The following is a 14,653-nucleotide window of genomic DNA, read 5'->3' on the forward strand; positions in this document are numbered from 1 at the left end:
CTTTTGTTGGCTTGAAGCGGTACTGATAGGATGTTCTCACTTGTTCGACCTAGTAAGTGTTACTGTTTTAGTATACACTGAGTTGGAAGCGAATTACGAAAAGATGAAAAATGATCTTGTTTCTAAAGGAAGGTCAGTAAGTGACTTGAAAGTTCACTTGGTTTTAGTGACTAAGTATCGACGCAAGGCTTTCACGGCAGACATGCTAGCCAGATTGAATACTATAGTTGAGGAATTACTAGAACAGTGGGATTGCAAACTGATTGAGTTCAACGGAGAGGAAGACCATGTTCATGTACTTTTTCAATACCATCCAGACGTTGAACTTAGTAAATGCATAATGACATTTTGATTGTAAAGATATATTTATTTTACAGATGTTTTATTTTCAATAGAAAATATACAATTATTAATAAATTTTCATAAATTTAGATAGAAGACTGCTTGATAAACAACCAAAAAGTTGTGAGTTGGACTGGGTAAAGGGAATAAGGTTTTTTATCACCCTTTTTCCCCTTCTCCTTTCCCCCTCTTTACAAAGAATAAGGAGTGTGACTCCAGGAAGTGGTGTATCCATTCATAGGGTTTAGTGTGCCGCAAATTGAACTACTTTTAATTATCAACTTGCGTTAATATACTTAATTTAATCATTGGTGATGTTCAGTATAACTATGGATAAGGATTTACTAGCGTTTATTGTAGGTGTTACTTTACTCATTCTCTATCTCATTTTTTCTGCGTACACTGAAATGGGTACTAAACTTCCTTGGAAGAAATGAAGTCGATTTACTTTACATTTCTCAACTCAATTAAATGTGAAAATAGATGTGAAAAAAGGTTATATCTAATTCAGTCTGAGTTAAAGTACCTATTTTTAGGAACATTACCAAATGCGTGATCCACAGAAAAATCATATTAAAATTGATCCAGCAACTCTCGTTTTGATTGCCTCTGCTCTGATACTCTTACCTCTACTGTTTGCGGGTTTTTTAGGACAATAGTATGGGAGCATCCCAACTGTGTAAGTTTATTTTTTGGAAAGAAAGGCAATTGCTCCCAGGCTTGATATGAATCAACCGCAAAGAACGCAAAGGACACAAAGTTAAGAGGGTTTAAGAGAGTTTTTAGTATTGCTGCGTTTATTTTGGCTTTCATGGGGCCGCTCCCCCATAGTATAGACTTGAGAGAGGGAGTAAAGAATAGGAAAAAACCTAGATTCAAGCCCATAACTGAGCAATACTAGTTTGATTGTACAATATACAAGAAATATCAATTTCCAATTGGTAACAAAAGTTTTGGTTCACTTCTATTTAGTCTTAATGTTTAAACTTTCTCATGCCATCTAAAATTATACTCACCATCTCTGAAGGTAAACTAGCTGGGAAGCAATATATATTTGCATCCCGTAGTACCTGTATTATAGGCAGAAATGCTGATTGTAACTTACAATTAGCTAAGGAAATTGATATGACTATTTCTCGCTATCATTGCCTGTTGGATATTAATCCTCCAGATATTCGGGTACGGGATTTAGGGAGTTTAAACGGTACTTTTGTAAATGGTAAAAAAATTGGTCAAAGGCAGCGTCATCAAACGGCACAAGAAGCTGTAAAATTAGAACATCCAGAATATGATTTACAAAATGGCGATGAACTTAAGTTAGGTGATACTATTTTCAAAGTTGGTGTAGATTTGGGAGAGCCAGAACAAAGTGAAACACCAAATATTCTGAAAGAAGAAGAAAAAATATCCCAAAAAAATCCCTCCTTTTTAAGTAGTATTCAAAATTTGATCAAGTTGTCATTACAAGGTGATAAAAACCTCCAACCTATTGCCGGCTATAAATTAGTAAAATCCTTGGGAAAAGGTGGATTAGGTGAGGTATTTTTAGCCGAACACAGTCAGTTAAGAAAATACGTGGCTATCAAAGTAATGATACCTGCTGTGTGTGCTAAAGAAGAAAGTGTAGAAATGTTTCTGCGGGAAGCAGAAAATGCCAAACTTTTAACAAATCCTCATATAGTACCGTTGTTAAATTATGGGTTTGCTGAAGAAACTTTCTTTTTTGTCATGGAGTATTGTGAAGGTGGTAACATTTGGGACTTCATGCAAAAGTTAGGATGGCGTGTACCTGTTAATGTAGCTGTAGACATAATTCTTCAAGTTTTAGATGGTTTAATATATGCCCATCACGTAGAAATTGCTGATGTTGAATCAGGTAATGAGAAAACAGAAAAAATTACAGGCTTGGTTCACCGAGATTTAAATCCCAACAATATTTTAATCACCTATGTAAATGGAAACGCAGTTGCGAAAATAGGAGATTATGGTTTAGCAAAAGCCTTTGATTTAGCAGGTTTAAGTGGGCAGTCTTTGACAGGAACACAGATGGGGACACCTGCATTTATACCACGTCAACAGGTACTAGATTTTAAAAATGCACTACCAGCGGTTGATGTTTGGGCAACAGCAGCTTGTTTATATAATATGTTAACGGGATATTTCCCACGAGATTTTACAGGCGATCCTTGGTTAGCTGTCTTGCAAAATGATCCAGTACCTATTCATCGGCGTAATAATACTATTCCTCACAAGTTAGCGCAAGTGATAGATTTAGCTTTAGTGGAAAAGCCGCAAATTACTTTTCAAACTGCGGAAGAGTTTAAACAGGCATTAATAAAAACTATTTATTAACTATTTTCTTAGTTACATATAAGCAAAGCCACTTAAAAGCGCAGTTACAAGATGACAATTAGTAACTCAATTGACGATACAATGATGGGATCATCAAATATCTGTGTAATTACTTAAAATCACAACTGAAATATCTCATGAAAATTGCGGATTTAATCACCTGGTTTGAAGAATGGGCTAATCCGGCTTGGTGTGAAAGCTGGGATAATTGCGGTTGGCAAATTGAACCTGGTGTGTTATTGAAAGAAGCACGGGTATTAGTGTGTTTGACACCAACTTTAGAGGTGATGACAGAAGCGATCGCCCTCAATGCTAATCTGATTTTTGCCCATCATCCCCTAATTTTTCATCCTCTCAAATCTCTTCGCACTGGGGATGCACTCACAGAAATGGTGCGGTTAGCGTTTACTCACAACATTGGTATCTACAGCGCCCATACAAATTTTGACCAGGTAAATGATGGCACAGCGGATGTTTTAGCACAGATGCTACAATTGCAATCAGTATCGCCTATAGTTCCCACCCAAGCTGGATTAGGATATGGGCGTGTGGGAGAGCTACAACCATCATTAAAATTACAGGAATTACTCACCACTATTCAAACTCTACTGAAGCCCCCAAAGCTGATTTTTTCGCCCACTGCTGACTTACAGCAAAAGATTTCACGAGTTGCGGTTTTGGGTGGTTCAGGTGCAGGTTTTATTTCAGCCGTCGTGAAAACCAACGCCCAAGTCTATGTCACCGCTGACTGTAAGTTCCATCAATTTCAGGAAAGTCGAGATCAAGGATTGATTCTCATTGACGTTGGACATTATGCCAGTGAGCGCCCGTCCTGCGATCGCTTGGCACAAAAATTCCAGTCACTCAACTTAGATTGGGTACAGCTAAGTCAAAAGGATGAAGACTTCCGCCAGTTTTTGATCTGACTATGAGGCAAAAGGCAATCGGGAGGATGTGGGGGGGAATTTTAGATTTTAGATTTTAGATTCAGGACTTACGCAAAAATCCTCCAAAACTCTTATTCCTCCGTGTCCTCTGCGTCCTCTGCGTCCTCTGCGGTATGCCTGACGGCTCCCGTCAGGGATACGATATTCCGTGATTCGTGCGTCAGCCCTAAGATTAAAAAAATTAGTCAATCCAAAATCGAGTGACCTTTCGCCTATTTCCTGTTCCCTATCTTTTGAATTTCTAATTAGTGTTATTTGCTTTTTTTATAAAAATTCAGTATAATTAAATACTTATATATTTATGCCCTATAAAATTTTATAGTGCTTTTTTACGCTTATCTTTTCTCCGTGCTTAGACAAAAATGTATATACTATAGGATTTGTATTTTTGATTCGTGATGCTGATCACAAGATTTTTGTAATTACAATCACTAATCTTTGCTGTCCCACATCAATGTATTTAGGGAGAGAGTGTCCGACACTAGAAATGATAAATCGTTCATTACGCCCCATTTATCATGATTCGCACACTTATTGCATCTGCTTTCCAAACCGGCTATCTCAGTGTTGAATCAGAGGGTTTACTCCATCAGGTACTGACTACTAGATGCTATCAGTCAGAGGATTTAAAAGCTCTTACTGCTCTATACGAAGCAATCCGCATAGGTAAAATTAAACGCGAAGCTTCCTGTAAGATCCTGATCGAATTGCCTGTACTCAACAAAACTCACTAAGAAATGCCCAATCAAACTAAATATGAAGCTAGACTTACTTGCACCTTGGCCTTTACCACTGGCAGCGAATAGACTTTCTATGGGGTAGACTGAAAAGCCTGCCCCAAAAAATTAAAAATTAAAAAAAATAGGGAATAGGGAGCAAGGGAAAATAATTTATCACTGCCTTGCTTCTAAACTTATGTTAACGAAGCTGGGTGTAAAGGTGTAGGGGTGTAGGGGTTTTCCTCTCCTCAACCTGGATTTTTCCATCACTTTACCCCTTTGTCAAAACCCTTGATTTTTCGTTTTTTTGCCTAAGTCCTAGTTATTATTGAATCAGTTACATTTTGTATTACAATTAATTACAAAGAAAACCTGAAAACTATTCAGGTATTGTTGTGTAAAACCATGAAGCTCAGGGTGAGAATGAGTTAAGATCAAATACATTAGGGTTAAAAGTATAGCCAAGTCCCCAGACTTCCTAAAAATGCCAATGACTACAAGTAGGCAACTCAAACAACCGCAATTATCGCTTGTTTTGCAGTACTATTTATTACATAATGGTAATAAGGAATCACCACCACACCTTAACCTGGTTAGGACAACTCCTCCAGATGTTTGACTTCTATGAAGTAGACATTCTCTAGCATTGACCCAAAAGAGATTGAGTTCAGCTAATGCAGTAACCACTGGTTTATGACCCAAGATTTTCCTATTTCTGACTACCAAAATCGAGTCGTTGTAAGATTGGGTTACTAGACACACTAGTTCACAAAAGGTGAAATTGAACTCTGGAGGGTGTATCTTATTGGGGTAAGACCCATATTTTCACAGGTTTAACTACGTTGTTTAAAAAGGCAGAAGCTGTACATGCTACACCGCAAGATTTATCAACTGTGTTGCGACGGGCGGGAGGTATGTGTTTTTTTGCGGGATCAGCAACGCTGGATAGAGCGCGCCCGCATCATTGATATAGAGGGTGATTTAGTGACTCTACGCTATGAAACAGATGAAGAAGACGAAGTTTGTTCTTGGGAAGAGATGGTTCGCCTAGAAAGCATTGGCGCTGTAACGCAAAAATTAGCTTCCGTACCACGGGGTAATGTAGAGCCTCTCATGACTGAAGATTGTCCTGAGTCGGAGCGGATACGCAACCGTTTCACGGATTTGAATCCAGAATAATTAAGGACGAATTCTGATGTTTTAACTACGACTCAGGATTCTTGATGAGACAGGTTTTCAAAGGCAGGACAGTAACCTTCAAGGGTAACTTTAAAGTTATACAACGGGGCAGCGGGATTCCAACACCGTTGCCCCCTTTGGTATTTGCACGTACCACAACATTCTAGGTCAGACCATGTATAGGGATACCTGCTGCGGGTGAGGTCTACAGTATTTTGGTTGAGGAGTTCTCTTTGAGACAAGCCTCTTAGTATCAACTCTTCTCCTTGCCAACGGGCTTCTATTAAACCAGTATCAGCAAATTGCTGCCAACGGGGATCAGCTGTAATTGCATCTGGGAGAGAGATTGTAATTACTTTTTCTAACTCTGTTAACTCGCCTTCATAGTTGGTTTCTGGTGCAGAAGGCTGTAAAAACGTTTCGCCAATGGGCAATTCTACCAAAATGCCAGCGGCTGGAGAATGGATATGGTAACGATTTTGTAACTCTTCTAAACTAGTTAAGTCAGCTAAGTAGGCAGGTGAACCGTGAACAAACACAACGTGCTGGGGTCGTAAATTGTGAATTAGTTGGGTTGTTCCGGGTCCATCACTATGTTGAGCTAAAAGATAGCTTTCAAAAGTCGTGGGCGCTAAATATTCTTGATTAACTTTAATGTCAATTTTTTCTGGTAGGAGAATTAGCCAAGGGCCTGTGTTGGGTTGACAATATTTACTTAAATCCGCACTGGAGTCAGTGAGGACAATACAGGGTGAATGTCCCAAAGTTGCCAAATTTTCTACTTTTAAGCGCCGTACACGGGGACGAACTCGTTCATCCCAAAATAGGGGCTGATGACGGGCAAAATTTTGGACAGATGCCGGAAGATGGGCTAAAAGTTCCAAATAGGCATCGCAACCTGTAGCCACAGCACCATCAACCCAAATGTCTAAATCCCGACCTGTAAAATGATGATGAGAACGTAACAACATCAGCAATTCTTGGCCTAAACCGAGGGCGGGTGTGGGTAAAATGATAGAACAGTGGTCTGCGATCGCCCGATTAATTCTTTCCGCTAGTTGATTTTCTTGGTGACGACGGTGGGGATGGCGGGATGTGCCGTAACTGCCCTCAATTAACAACACATTTAAATTTAAACCCCGTAATTCTTCTAACCGTAACCCCTCTACCAGTCGAGAGTTAGATAGGAAAAAATCACCTGTGTACAGTAATTTGTAATCACGGTGTTGGGTGTGGTAAGTGAGGAGAATGGCCACAGCCCCTGGTAGATGTCCGGCGGGAAATAATTCTACAACTAGATTTTCTTGAATTTCGATGGGCGATCGCAAAGGTAGGGCCTGACAAAATGAAGGAATTTCCTCAGAATATTCTTCTGGCCAATTGAGAGGCAATAACTTACTAGTCACCTCACTACCATAGATGGGTAACAACGGAAAAGCTTGATTTAGCGCCAGCAACCCCCTAGCATGATCTGGATGAGCATGACTAATTAAGACTAAATCTGCTGGTAATGGTGAACTACCTTTTTGTGCTGATTTAGTAATTCCCCTCGTCAAGGATGAAATATCCGCCAAACCACAATCTAATAAAATCCGGTGTGGCCCCATTTTCACTAGTAGACAGACACCTTCATCTTCATGCTGAACACTATAGGACAGACATTCCAATTCACTAGCCATATCACCAGCATCAAAACGAGAGGATACCGATAGATCATCTCTCATGCTTTTCTGCTCCATAAAAGGGTGTAGGGTGTTCTTTATTTTGGATTTTGGATTTTGGATTTTGGATAGCGTTGGACTAGGGAGATTCTTCAATCTCCTGACGCTACGTTCAGAATGACAGAATTCCGTTAGTTTTGCTCCCGTCCTGTTTTGGATTGTTTTGAGCAACTTCAATCTAAAATCTAAAATCTAAAATCTAAAATTTTCTCACCTGTCACCTGCCTTTTGCATCCCAACTAAAACTAGCAACTTGCATTATTAATGTGCTGAACCGTTGCCATGATAGTTATCTGAATCATAAAATCCGTTTTTTGTGCCAAAAAATAAGCACGCAAAGGTAAATATAACGGTTAATCCTACTAAAATCAGCTTAACATCCATCTGTTTACCCTCCTTAGCTAAATATTTTTTATAGTAATAGTCTGATTCTCTATTTGGGCAGAATCGCTAGAAAATCTTTACTTTGGGCATGGGGCATCCCTTCGGCTTCGCTCAGGGCAAGTGGGCATGGGGCATTGATAAAAGGCAAGAGTTCTTAATTTTGACTTTTGAATGCATGACTTTTGACTTGATTTTTCCCCCTGCTCCCTGCTCCCTGCTCCCCTGCTTCTTCTGTGTCACCTGTCACCTATTTAAAGAGCTATTTGCTCTCCCTTCTCAGTGAAGCGCACTTCTTTAATGTTCCATTGGGCATTACTGGTTAAGGTTTTGCGGAGACTACCAAATAATGCAAACTGCTCACAACTAGAAAGAGATGCCATTTGTCGCTTAGACTCAGGAGCAATTCGTAAATCAATTATCGCAACTCCATTGTTGACGTTAACACGATACCCAACCAAGCTAAAATCTGCTGTTTCTCGCTGCTGTAAAACTTTACCTACAGCTTCGTTAATGGGTTCATCGGCTGACACTGAAGTTTGTTGTGAAACATAGTTTTGACATTGAGCATCGCTTGTGTATAGGGTGACATTAGTGGTTTTACCAGAAACAGCTTTTGAGCCTGAAGTGGGTGGCTGATCAGTAGGAGATGGCTGGGTGGAGAATGGTTGAGATGCGATGGGAGAATTTAGGGGTGTTGGGGAAACAGTGCTGTTTGGTGTAGGTGCTGAAGTTGTATTATTAGATGTATCGCTGGAATTGCAACTGCTAATGCTGGTGCAAACTGCTAATAAAACTAGAGAAAAAATATATTTTTTCAGGTTCATAGTCATGTTTCTAGATGAAGTAAACTATAACAGCAATTAGCGTTAAGAAGTCAAACAGGTAAGAAATAAAATATGGAGAAACAAATATAAATGGTGCAACCGCGCAAGCAATTTGCTCAACATTGGCTAAAAAGTGAAAAGGCACTTAACTCTATTGTCACAGCAGCCGAGTGTCAAGAAAATGACAGGATTCTGGAAATTGGACCCGGTACAGGGATTCTGACTAAGCGTTTATTGCCTTTAGTTCACTCTCTACTGGCTGTAGAAATTGACCGTGATTTGTGTAAATTACTGGTAAAACAACTAGGAGAAAGAGAAAATTTTTTACTGCTGCAAGGGGATTTTTTGACCCTTGATGTCCCATCTCAACTGACAGCTTTTCCTAAGTTCCAAAAACAAAATAAAGTTGTAGCCAATATTCCTTATAATATCACTGGCCCAATCATTGAAAAACTATTGGGTACTATAGCTAATCCTAACCCAGAACCTTATGATTCTATTGTGCTACTGATACAAAAAGAAGTAGCAGAAAGATTGTATGCTAACCCAGGGTCAAGAACTTTTGGGGCGCTGTCGGTGCGGGTGCAGTATTTGGCAGATTGTGAGTTGATTTGTACAGTTCCTGCTGGTGCATTTTACCCACCACCAAAAGTTGATTCCGCTGTAGTGAGATTGCTACCCCGACAGATAGAAATTGTAGCCAATGACCCCAAAAAGTTAGAAAATCTGGTTAAATTGGGATTTGGAGCGAAACGGAAAATGTTAAGAAATAATTTGCAATCGGTAATTGAACGCGATCGCTTGACTCAATTACTGGAACAATTAGAAATCAATCCCCAAGTTCGCGCCGAAGACCTCAGCGTTACACAGTGGGTCAATTTAAGTAACTGTTTAACTCCTCAGTAACTACAACTCAGCACTCGGTACTCAGCACTCAAAATGCGTTCTTATAGCTTAATTGCACCTGCAAAAATTAACTTATATTTAGAAATCATTGGCTCACGCCCTGATGGATATCATGAGTTAGCAATGATCATGCAAAGCATTGATCTTGCAGACCAAATTGATTTACACCCTGCCAGCACTGAAGCAATTCGTGTTTACTGTAATCATCCTCAAGTACCTACAGACAAAAGTAATTTAGCTTACCGGGCTGCTGAATTAATGGCGAACCAATTTCCCGGCGCTTTTAGTAATTTTGGTGGTATTGATATTACTGTCAAAAAGCGTATTCCTGTAGCTGCCGGTTTAGCTGGAGGTTCAACAAATGCAGCAGCAGTATTAGTAGGGATAGATTTACTCTGGAACTTGGGATTAACTAAATCGGAATTAGAAGAATTGGGTGCAAGTCTCGGTTCAGATGTGCCATTTTGTATTGCTGGCGGAACAGTAATTGCTACTGGTAGAGGTGAACAACTTGCTCCTTTGCCAAGTTTAAATCATATTCATCTAGTATTAGCTAAATATCGCAGTCTAGAAGTTTCTACACCTTGGGCATATCAAACCTATAGACAAGAATTTGCTAATACTTATGTTAAAAATACTGAAGATTTAGCTGCCCGTGCTAATGCTGTGCATTCAGGAGAAATCGTCAAAGCTATTTTAGATAAAGATGCAGCGAAAATATCCCAAAAACTGCACAATGATTTAGAAAAAGTAGTTTTGCCAGCTTATCCCAAAGTATTACAACTGCGAGAATTATTTGCTAGTCAAGAAGGGGTTATAGGCACGATGATGTCAGGTTCTGGTCCTTCGGTATTTGCCATTGTTGAATCAAAAGCACAAGCGGAAGTAGTCAAGCAGCAAATCAGAACCGCAATTCCTGACGAAGATTTAGAATTGTTTGTTACTCAGACCATCGCCAATGGCATACAAATATTACAGGAAACAGGTGACAGGTGACAGGTGACAGGTGACAGTAAAAAGAAGAAACTCTATTCCCCACACCCTATTATGAATGAACCAAATATTACACCATCACAAGATACCCCTGACGAAAAACAGACAACACCATTACGTTGTATAATAGGGGCGACAATTTCGTCAGCATTGGCCTTTGCAGCTTATTCATTAATGATGGCGATCGCCACCAGTTTTGCCAACAAACCAATTCATTCCAATAACCCTATAGTGCTGAATATATCCTCTGCTGTCCGCACCCTGGTTGTCGGTATTATGGCTTTAGGAACGGGGGTATTTGGTATAGTAGCCTTGGGTTTATTAACTTTAGGAATGCAATTATTATTGCAGCAGTTAAAACAACCCAAGAATAGTTAACTTACTAATTGAGAATGATTTTTGAGGAATTGCAGCTTGGTAGGTTGTGAAACTTGACGTGATTGATTTTCTTTTCGCCAAATTGTGGGAGACAAATGGTGATATTGACGAAACTGGCGAGAAAAATGACAGGCATTTTGATAGCCTATTTTGGTAGCAATTTCTTCAATTGTCAGATTAGTGTTTTTTAGTAAGGAACAAGCAGCCGCCATGCGGCGTTTGACAATCCAAACATTGACACTTTCTCCTGTTTGTTTGGCTACTTGATTAGTTAAATAAGGAGAAGAATAACCAACAGCTTCCGCTACATCAGACAAAGTAATCCCTTGATGGTAATGACGTTCAATATAGTCAAAAACTTGTTGAAGGTGGGGAAGATTAGGAAAAATTGATTCAGAATTTTCTGATTTAGGGGTTATTTCTGGTGATGATTGAGAATTATGAGAATTATTGGCATACCATCTTTGAAAAATAGCTTGTTTTTCTAGTCGGATATTAATTGCTTTTAGCAACTCATCGACTGTACAAGGTTTACTTAAATAATCGTCTGCTCCCAACTCCATAGCTTTTCTCAGAGATGTTTTAGTATTACTAGCTGTGAGAAAAATTAAAGGAATAATAGCAGTTAGATGATCTTGACGCAGCTTAGTTAAAACACTGTAACCGTCCATATCTGGCATGATCAGATCACAAATTACCAAATCAGGTAAATGCGCTTGTGCTTGCTGGATACCAGCTAAACCGTTTTCTGCCCCTATCGTGACAAAACCTTCAGCCTCAAGACCGTCTAAGAAGATATGGCGGGTAGCAGCATCATCTTCTATTACCAGAATTTTTTTTGACGATTCGTGCATCATTTTGTACCCAATAAAAGTTGTAACCGGGAATGATTAACAAAATGTGTGTTCAGGAGAACTGTATTCTAAATAAGTGACAGGAGAAATAGGACTTAAGCCAAGCTCTGCTATCAGTAGTTAATGAAAAAGAATGAATTTTTCTACTCCTACTACTGAGGATAGGGAATTGATGGTAGTACCACAGTAAATGTAGTCCCTACACCCGCTTTACTTGTTACTGTCATTTGACCTCCATGTAAATTAACAAGGGTTTTAACAATGGATAAACCTAGTCCAGTACCGGGAATATTATCAATATTACTACCTCGATAAAAAGGTTCAAAAAGTCTGTGCTGATCTATTTCAGGAATGGCAATACCCTGGTCTTTAACCTGAAATATGACTTGCTTATGATCACAATTAACTTGCAGATTTACAACACTTCCAAGAGGAGAATATTTAATAGCGTTTTCGATTAAATTATTTAAAATTGGCTCTACCAGTTTTTTATCCAACCAAACGTTGAAACAGGTTTCTTGATAATTAAAATCAATATGATGATCACCCTTAATTATAATAATTTTTGATATTATTTCCTGACAAAATTCAACTAAATTAATTTGTTCAGTTTGACAACTAAATTGTACTGATTCTGCTTTAGCTAAGAGTAAAATATCATCTAATATCTGATTTATTTGTTCAACCCCTGTTTGAATATGCTTAACAAAAGGTAGTATTTTTTCGCTTTTCCATGTATCTACGTTGCGTTTTATCAAGCTGTTAGAAAAGGAAATAACATTGAGTGGAGTACGAAATTGATGACAGACTATAGCCACAAGATGCGCTCTCAGTTCACTGAGTTGTTTTGTTTGTTCTAAAGTCTGATGCAATTCTAATTCTGCATATTTGTAATTTGTAATATCCATAAGAGTGAAAATTTCAACTTTTTTATCATCAAAATCTATCACGTCATTACACCGAGTTACCATACCAAATAACCATCTCTCAGTACCATCTTTGGTGATAATTTTTATCTCGTTATATTCAGAATTATTTGTTGCACCAGGTTGGGATGTTTTACTTTTGATGAGTTGATTAAAATCTAATTCTGTCAACAATTCCTTTTCTGTGTAGCCTGTGAGTAACTCCGCAGTTGAATTTACATAACAAATTTGCTGATCTTTAATTATAAAAATACCGACGTTAATAGATTCTAATAAAATCCGAAATCTACATTCTCTCAATTTTTGGGATTCATCAATGTAGTGAATATTGCCAATCTTAGTTTGTAGATATTGTTGGCTATTTCTGTGTTCATAAATCAATTTTTTTACACTCAATCCTACTAATTCATCATCTTTTTTTCGGATGACAGCACAGCCAAATTCATTGTCTTGGTATTTTATCCAGATCATATCTATTTCTCCTAAAAATATTCGTCCTCCTTTTGTACGGTATCGAGATTTAAAGGAGATGCTATCCATATTTTTTAGACGTTGCCATTGCTCTAACCAGTTGTGTAATGAAAAATCAGTATCTAAATCACCTAGCTGCATAGATAGCAATTCTTGACGAGAATATTCCGTTAGATAGCAGGTGGCATTGTTAACATAGAGAAATTCTCCATTTTTTCCGATACAAAATGCAGCATCCATAAATTGATTGATCAGAAAATCAGCAAGTTTCCAATTTGCTTCCGGCTGTAAAAATAATTGAGAATTTGATTTTTGTAAGGTGGAATCACCATAATTCATATTTGTATTTACTCCTGATAATTATTTTTTTTATTATTGCCAGTAATTAAGTGTATAAATAACTGGTGAATTACAATCCATGATTAATTACACTAAAAGATTGAATGATTTTGATTTTAGCAATAAGAAAATCAAATCTTCAAGTTTGTTGCATAGAGAGCAGCCCAAATGTGTAAGTTGATTTTTTGGAAAATTGATCAATATCCCCCTTGAACTCTCTTAAAAAGGGGGGATAACTTACTCAAAGTCCTCTTTTTTTAGGAGGATATACGAGTGTTAGATACTACAGGAATAAGTTTATGGCTACGCTACGCAAGCTATCAGATATCCTCTAAGAGAGTTTTTAGTATTGCTGCGGTTATTTTGGCGAAATTGTGATTCTCCCATTGCATATCATAATGAAATTATTTCCTGGGTTAAGTGATTTTTGTAGTTAAAAAACCAGCATAAAAATTTTTATCACTGAAAAATCATAGGGAACATTTAGGGATTTATTCAAAAAACGCAGTCAAAAAGAAAGGGGAAAGGAGAAAAACCTTTATCCAAATTTACTGACAACTTCCTAACTGAAAACCTAATCTGGTATTGAGGACTGATTTATTAGTTAACAACTGAGAAATTCAGATATAGCAATCCTGAATGATACGGGAGAGTTAAACAAGGCTCAAATGCTTATCAAGCAAGGATTTTTATCCACGTATTTTCTCATGATTGGGGTAGGATTGATATAGCAAATACCTAAATCAAGAATTTTGTTAAACATGAAATAGCTATTTTGTCAAATTTTATTTCTTTAGTTTTTACCCTAAAGTCTGTTTGTAAATAGAAAAACTTACTTGTTTTTTTTTGAATTATTTTAATTTGCTATTTCAGTCATTTAACTATATAAAAATATGCCAAGTCATCCTTCTCAAGAAAGATTTATTTGCTTAACCAATATGTGGTTAATGATTAAATATATACCCACAGATAGATATTTTGTAAAGAATAGATGTATTGAGAAATACAAATCAATTAAACTCAAATCATGGGCAGGCATTGTAACCTTTAAGAACCTTGTTCAATGCCTAAATTTCTGTATTTTATGGATGAAAAAATTTTGGCAGGACTAGAGAAATATTCAATTATAAATCCTGCTGACAGGCTACGCCTAGGCGTAAGCTATGGGTTAGCATTGCGTGAACCACAAGATGTTAAATTTATTGAAGAAGTTGAGGATCTCAAAGATAATCAAGAAAATATCAACACCTAAAAAATAGACAAGTCAATCAAAAAATAGTTCATGTATCCAAGGTTGAACTTTGAGTAGGCTTAACAA

13 protein-coding genes and 1 pseudogene are annotated in these 14,653 nt (G+C 37.7%); 9 read left to right on the forward strand and 5 right to left on the reverse strand.

What is annotated here, in order from left to right:
• Positions 1 to 103: 103 nt before the first annotated feature.
• From tnpA to A0J48_RS03020, 5 genes and pseudogenes are all read left to right on the forward strand, one after another.
• Positions 104 to 340, forward strand: a pseudogene (tnpA, locus tag A0J48_RS03000) (IS200/IS605 family transposase); the annotation flags it as partial.
• Positions 341 to 1,335: 995 nt separating this feature from the next.
• A complete protein-coding gene (locus tag A0J48_RS03005) occupies positions 1,336 to 2,694 on the forward strand; it encodes a protein kinase domain-containing protein (protein ID WP_200320200.1) in 1,359 nt (452 codons plus the stop codon).
• Between the two features lie 137 nt (positions 2,695 to 2,831).
• The gene (locus A0J48_RS03010; protein ID WP_200320202.1) at positions 2,832 to 3,620 is read left to right on the forward strand and encodes a Nif3-like dinuclear metal center hexameric protein; all 789 of its coding nucleotides are present in this window, start codon (positions 2,832 to 2,834) and stop codon (positions 3,618 to 3,620) included.
• Positions 3,621 to 4,159: 539 nt separating this feature from the next.
• Entirely contained in the window at positions 4,160 to 4,375 is a 216-nt protein-coding gene (locus A0J48_RS03015) for a hypothetical protein (RefSeq protein ID WP_200320204.1), read from the forward strand.
• 852 nt (positions 4,376 to 5,227) lie between these two features.
• On the forward strand, positions 5,228 to 5,539 hold the full coding sequence (locus A0J48_RS03020) for a DUF6679 family protein (protein WP_200320206.1): 312 nt from the start codon (positions 5,228 to 5,230) through the stop codon (positions 5,537 to 5,539).
• Positions 5,540 to 5,571: 32 nt separating this feature from the next.
• On the opposite strand, the gene A0J48_RS03025 is transcribed toward A0J48_RS03020, so the two are convergent.
• From A0J48_RS03025 to A0J48_RS03030, 3 genes are all read right to left on the reverse strand, one after another.
• A complete protein-coding gene (locus A0J48_RS03025) occupies positions 5,572 to 7,263 on the reverse strand; it encodes an MBL fold metallo-hydrolase (protein WP_200320208.1) in 1,692 nt (563 codons plus the stop codon).
• 258 nt (positions 7,264 to 7,521) lie between these two features.
• Positions 7,522 to 7,644 carry a hypothetical protein gene (locus A0J48_RS27365; RefSeq protein WP_267910268.1) on the reverse strand — a complete coding sequence of 41 codons (123 nt, stop codon included), beginning with the start codon at positions 7,642 to 7,644 and terminating at the stop codon, positions 7,522 to 7,524.
• A gap of 251 nt (positions 7,645 to 7,895) precedes the next feature.
• Complete coding sequence (locus A0J48_RS03030; protein ID WP_200320311.1) at positions 7,896 to 8,468, reverse strand: sporulation/spore germination protein; 573 nt, start codon at positions 8,466 to 8,468, stop codon at positions 7,896 to 7,898.
• Positions 8,469 to 8,558: 90 nt separating this feature from the next.
• On the opposite strand from A0J48_RS03030, the gene rsmA reads away from it, so the two are divergent.
• From rsmA to A0J48_RS03045, 3 genes are read left to right on the forward strand one after another with little or no spacing between them, the layout of a single operon-like run.
• Positions 8,559 to 9,374: a 16S rRNA (adenine(1518)-N(6)/adenine(1519)-N(6))-dimethyltransferase RsmA gene (rsmA, locus tag A0J48_RS03035; RefSeq protein WP_200320210.1), complete on the forward strand. Its 816-nt coding sequence runs from the start codon at positions 8,559 to 8,561 to the stop codon at positions 9,372 to 9,374.
• Positions 9,375 to 9,407: 33 nt separating this feature from the next.
• The gene (ispE, locus tag A0J48_RS03040; protein ID WP_200320212.1) at positions 9,408 to 10,370 is read left to right on the forward strand and encodes a 4-(cytidine 5'-diphospho)-2-C-methyl-D-erythritol kinase; all 963 of its coding nucleotides are present in this window, start codon (positions 9,408 to 9,410) and stop codon (positions 10,368 to 10,370) included.
• A gap of 51 nt (positions 10,371 to 10,421) precedes the next feature.
• The gene (locus A0J48_RS03045) at positions 10,422 to 10,745 is read left to right on the forward strand and encodes a DUF3082 domain-containing protein (RefSeq protein ID WP_200320214.1); all 324 of its coding nucleotides are present in this window, start codon (positions 10,422 to 10,424) and stop codon (positions 10,743 to 10,745) included.
• Here A0J48_RS03045 and A0J48_RS03050 read toward each other — a convergent pair.
• A complete protein-coding gene (locus A0J48_RS03050; RefSeq protein WP_200320216.1) occupies positions 10,742 to 11,602 on the reverse strand; it encodes a response regulator transcription factor in 861 nt (286 codons plus the stop codon). The two genes, A0J48_RS03045 and A0J48_RS03050, sit on opposite strands and share 4 nt — an antisense overlap.
• A gap of 149 nt (positions 11,603 to 11,751) precedes the next feature.
• On the reverse strand, positions 11,752 to 13,335 hold the full coding sequence (locus tag A0J48_RS03055) for a sensor histidine kinase (RefSeq protein ID WP_200320218.1): 1,584 nt from the start codon (positions 13,333 to 13,335) through the stop codon (positions 11,752 to 11,754).
• 1,063 nt (positions 13,336 to 14,398) lie between these two features.
• On the opposite strand from A0J48_RS03055, the gene A0J48_RS03060 reads away from it, so the two are divergent.
• Entirely contained in the window at positions 14,399 to 14,587 is a 189-nt protein-coding gene (locus tag A0J48_RS03060) for a hypothetical protein (protein WP_200320220.1), read from the forward strand.
• Positions 14,588 to 14,653 lie beyond the last annotated feature (66 nt).

Origin of the sequence: Sphaerospermopsis aphanizomenoides BCCUSP55 (assembly GCF_001586785.1) — a bacterium.
Taxonomy (GTDB): Bacteria; Cyanobacteriota; Cyanobacteriia; order Cyanobacteriales; family Nostocaceae; genus Sphaerospermopsis_A; species Sphaerospermopsis_A aphanizomenoides_A.

Bases quoted from the DNA above. Each gene is read 5' to 3' on its own strand.
- A0J48_RS03005 (WP_200320200.1), top strand. From the start codon at position 1,336: ATGCCATCTAAAATTATACTCACCATCTCTGAAGGTAAACTAGCTGGG.
- A0J48_RS03010 (WP_200320202.1), top strand. From the start codon at position 2,832: ATGAAAATTGCGGATTTAATCACCTGGTTTGAAGAATGGGCTAATCCG.
- A0J48_RS03015 (WP_200320204.1), top strand. From the start codon at position 4,160: ATGATTCGCACACTTATTGCATCTGCTTTCCAAACCGGCTATCTCAGT.
- A0J48_RS03020 (WP_200320206.1), top strand. From the start codon at position 5,228: ATGCTACACCGCAAGATTTATCAACTGTGTTGCGACGGGCGGGAGGTA.
- A0J48_RS03025 (WP_200320208.1), bottom strand. From the start codon at position 7,263: ATGAGAGATGATCTATCGGTATCCTCTCGTTTTGATGCTGGTGATATG.
- A0J48_RS27365 (WP_267910268.1), bottom strand. From the start codon at position 7,644: ATGGATGTTAAGCTGATTTTAGTAGGATTAACCGTTATATTTACCTTT.
- A0J48_RS03030 (WP_200320311.1), bottom strand. From the start codon at position 8,468: ATGAACCTGAAAAAATATATTTTTTCTCTAGTTTTATTAGCAGTTTGC.
- rsmA (WP_200320210.1), top strand. From the start codon at position 8,559: ATGGTGCAACCGCGCAAGCAATTTGCTCAACATTGGCTAAAAAGTGAA.
- ispE (WP_200320212.1), top strand. From the start codon at position 9,408: ATGCGTTCTTATAGCTTAATTGCACCTGCAAAAATTAACTTATATTTA.
- A0J48_RS03045 (WP_200320214.1), top strand. From the start codon at position 10,422: ATGAATGAACCAAATATTACACCATCACAAGATACCCCTGACGAAAAA.
- A0J48_RS03050 (WP_200320216.1), bottom strand. From the start codon at position 11,602: ATGATGCACGAATCGTCAAAAAAAATTCTGGTAATAGAAGATGATGCT.
- A0J48_RS03055 (WP_200320218.1), bottom strand. From the start codon at position 13,335: ATGAATTATGGTGATTCCACCTTACAAAAATCAAATTCTCAATTATTT.
- A0J48_RS03060 (WP_200320220.1), top strand. From the start codon at position 14,399: ATGCCTAAATTTCTGTATTTTATGGATGAAAAAATTTTGGCAGGACTA.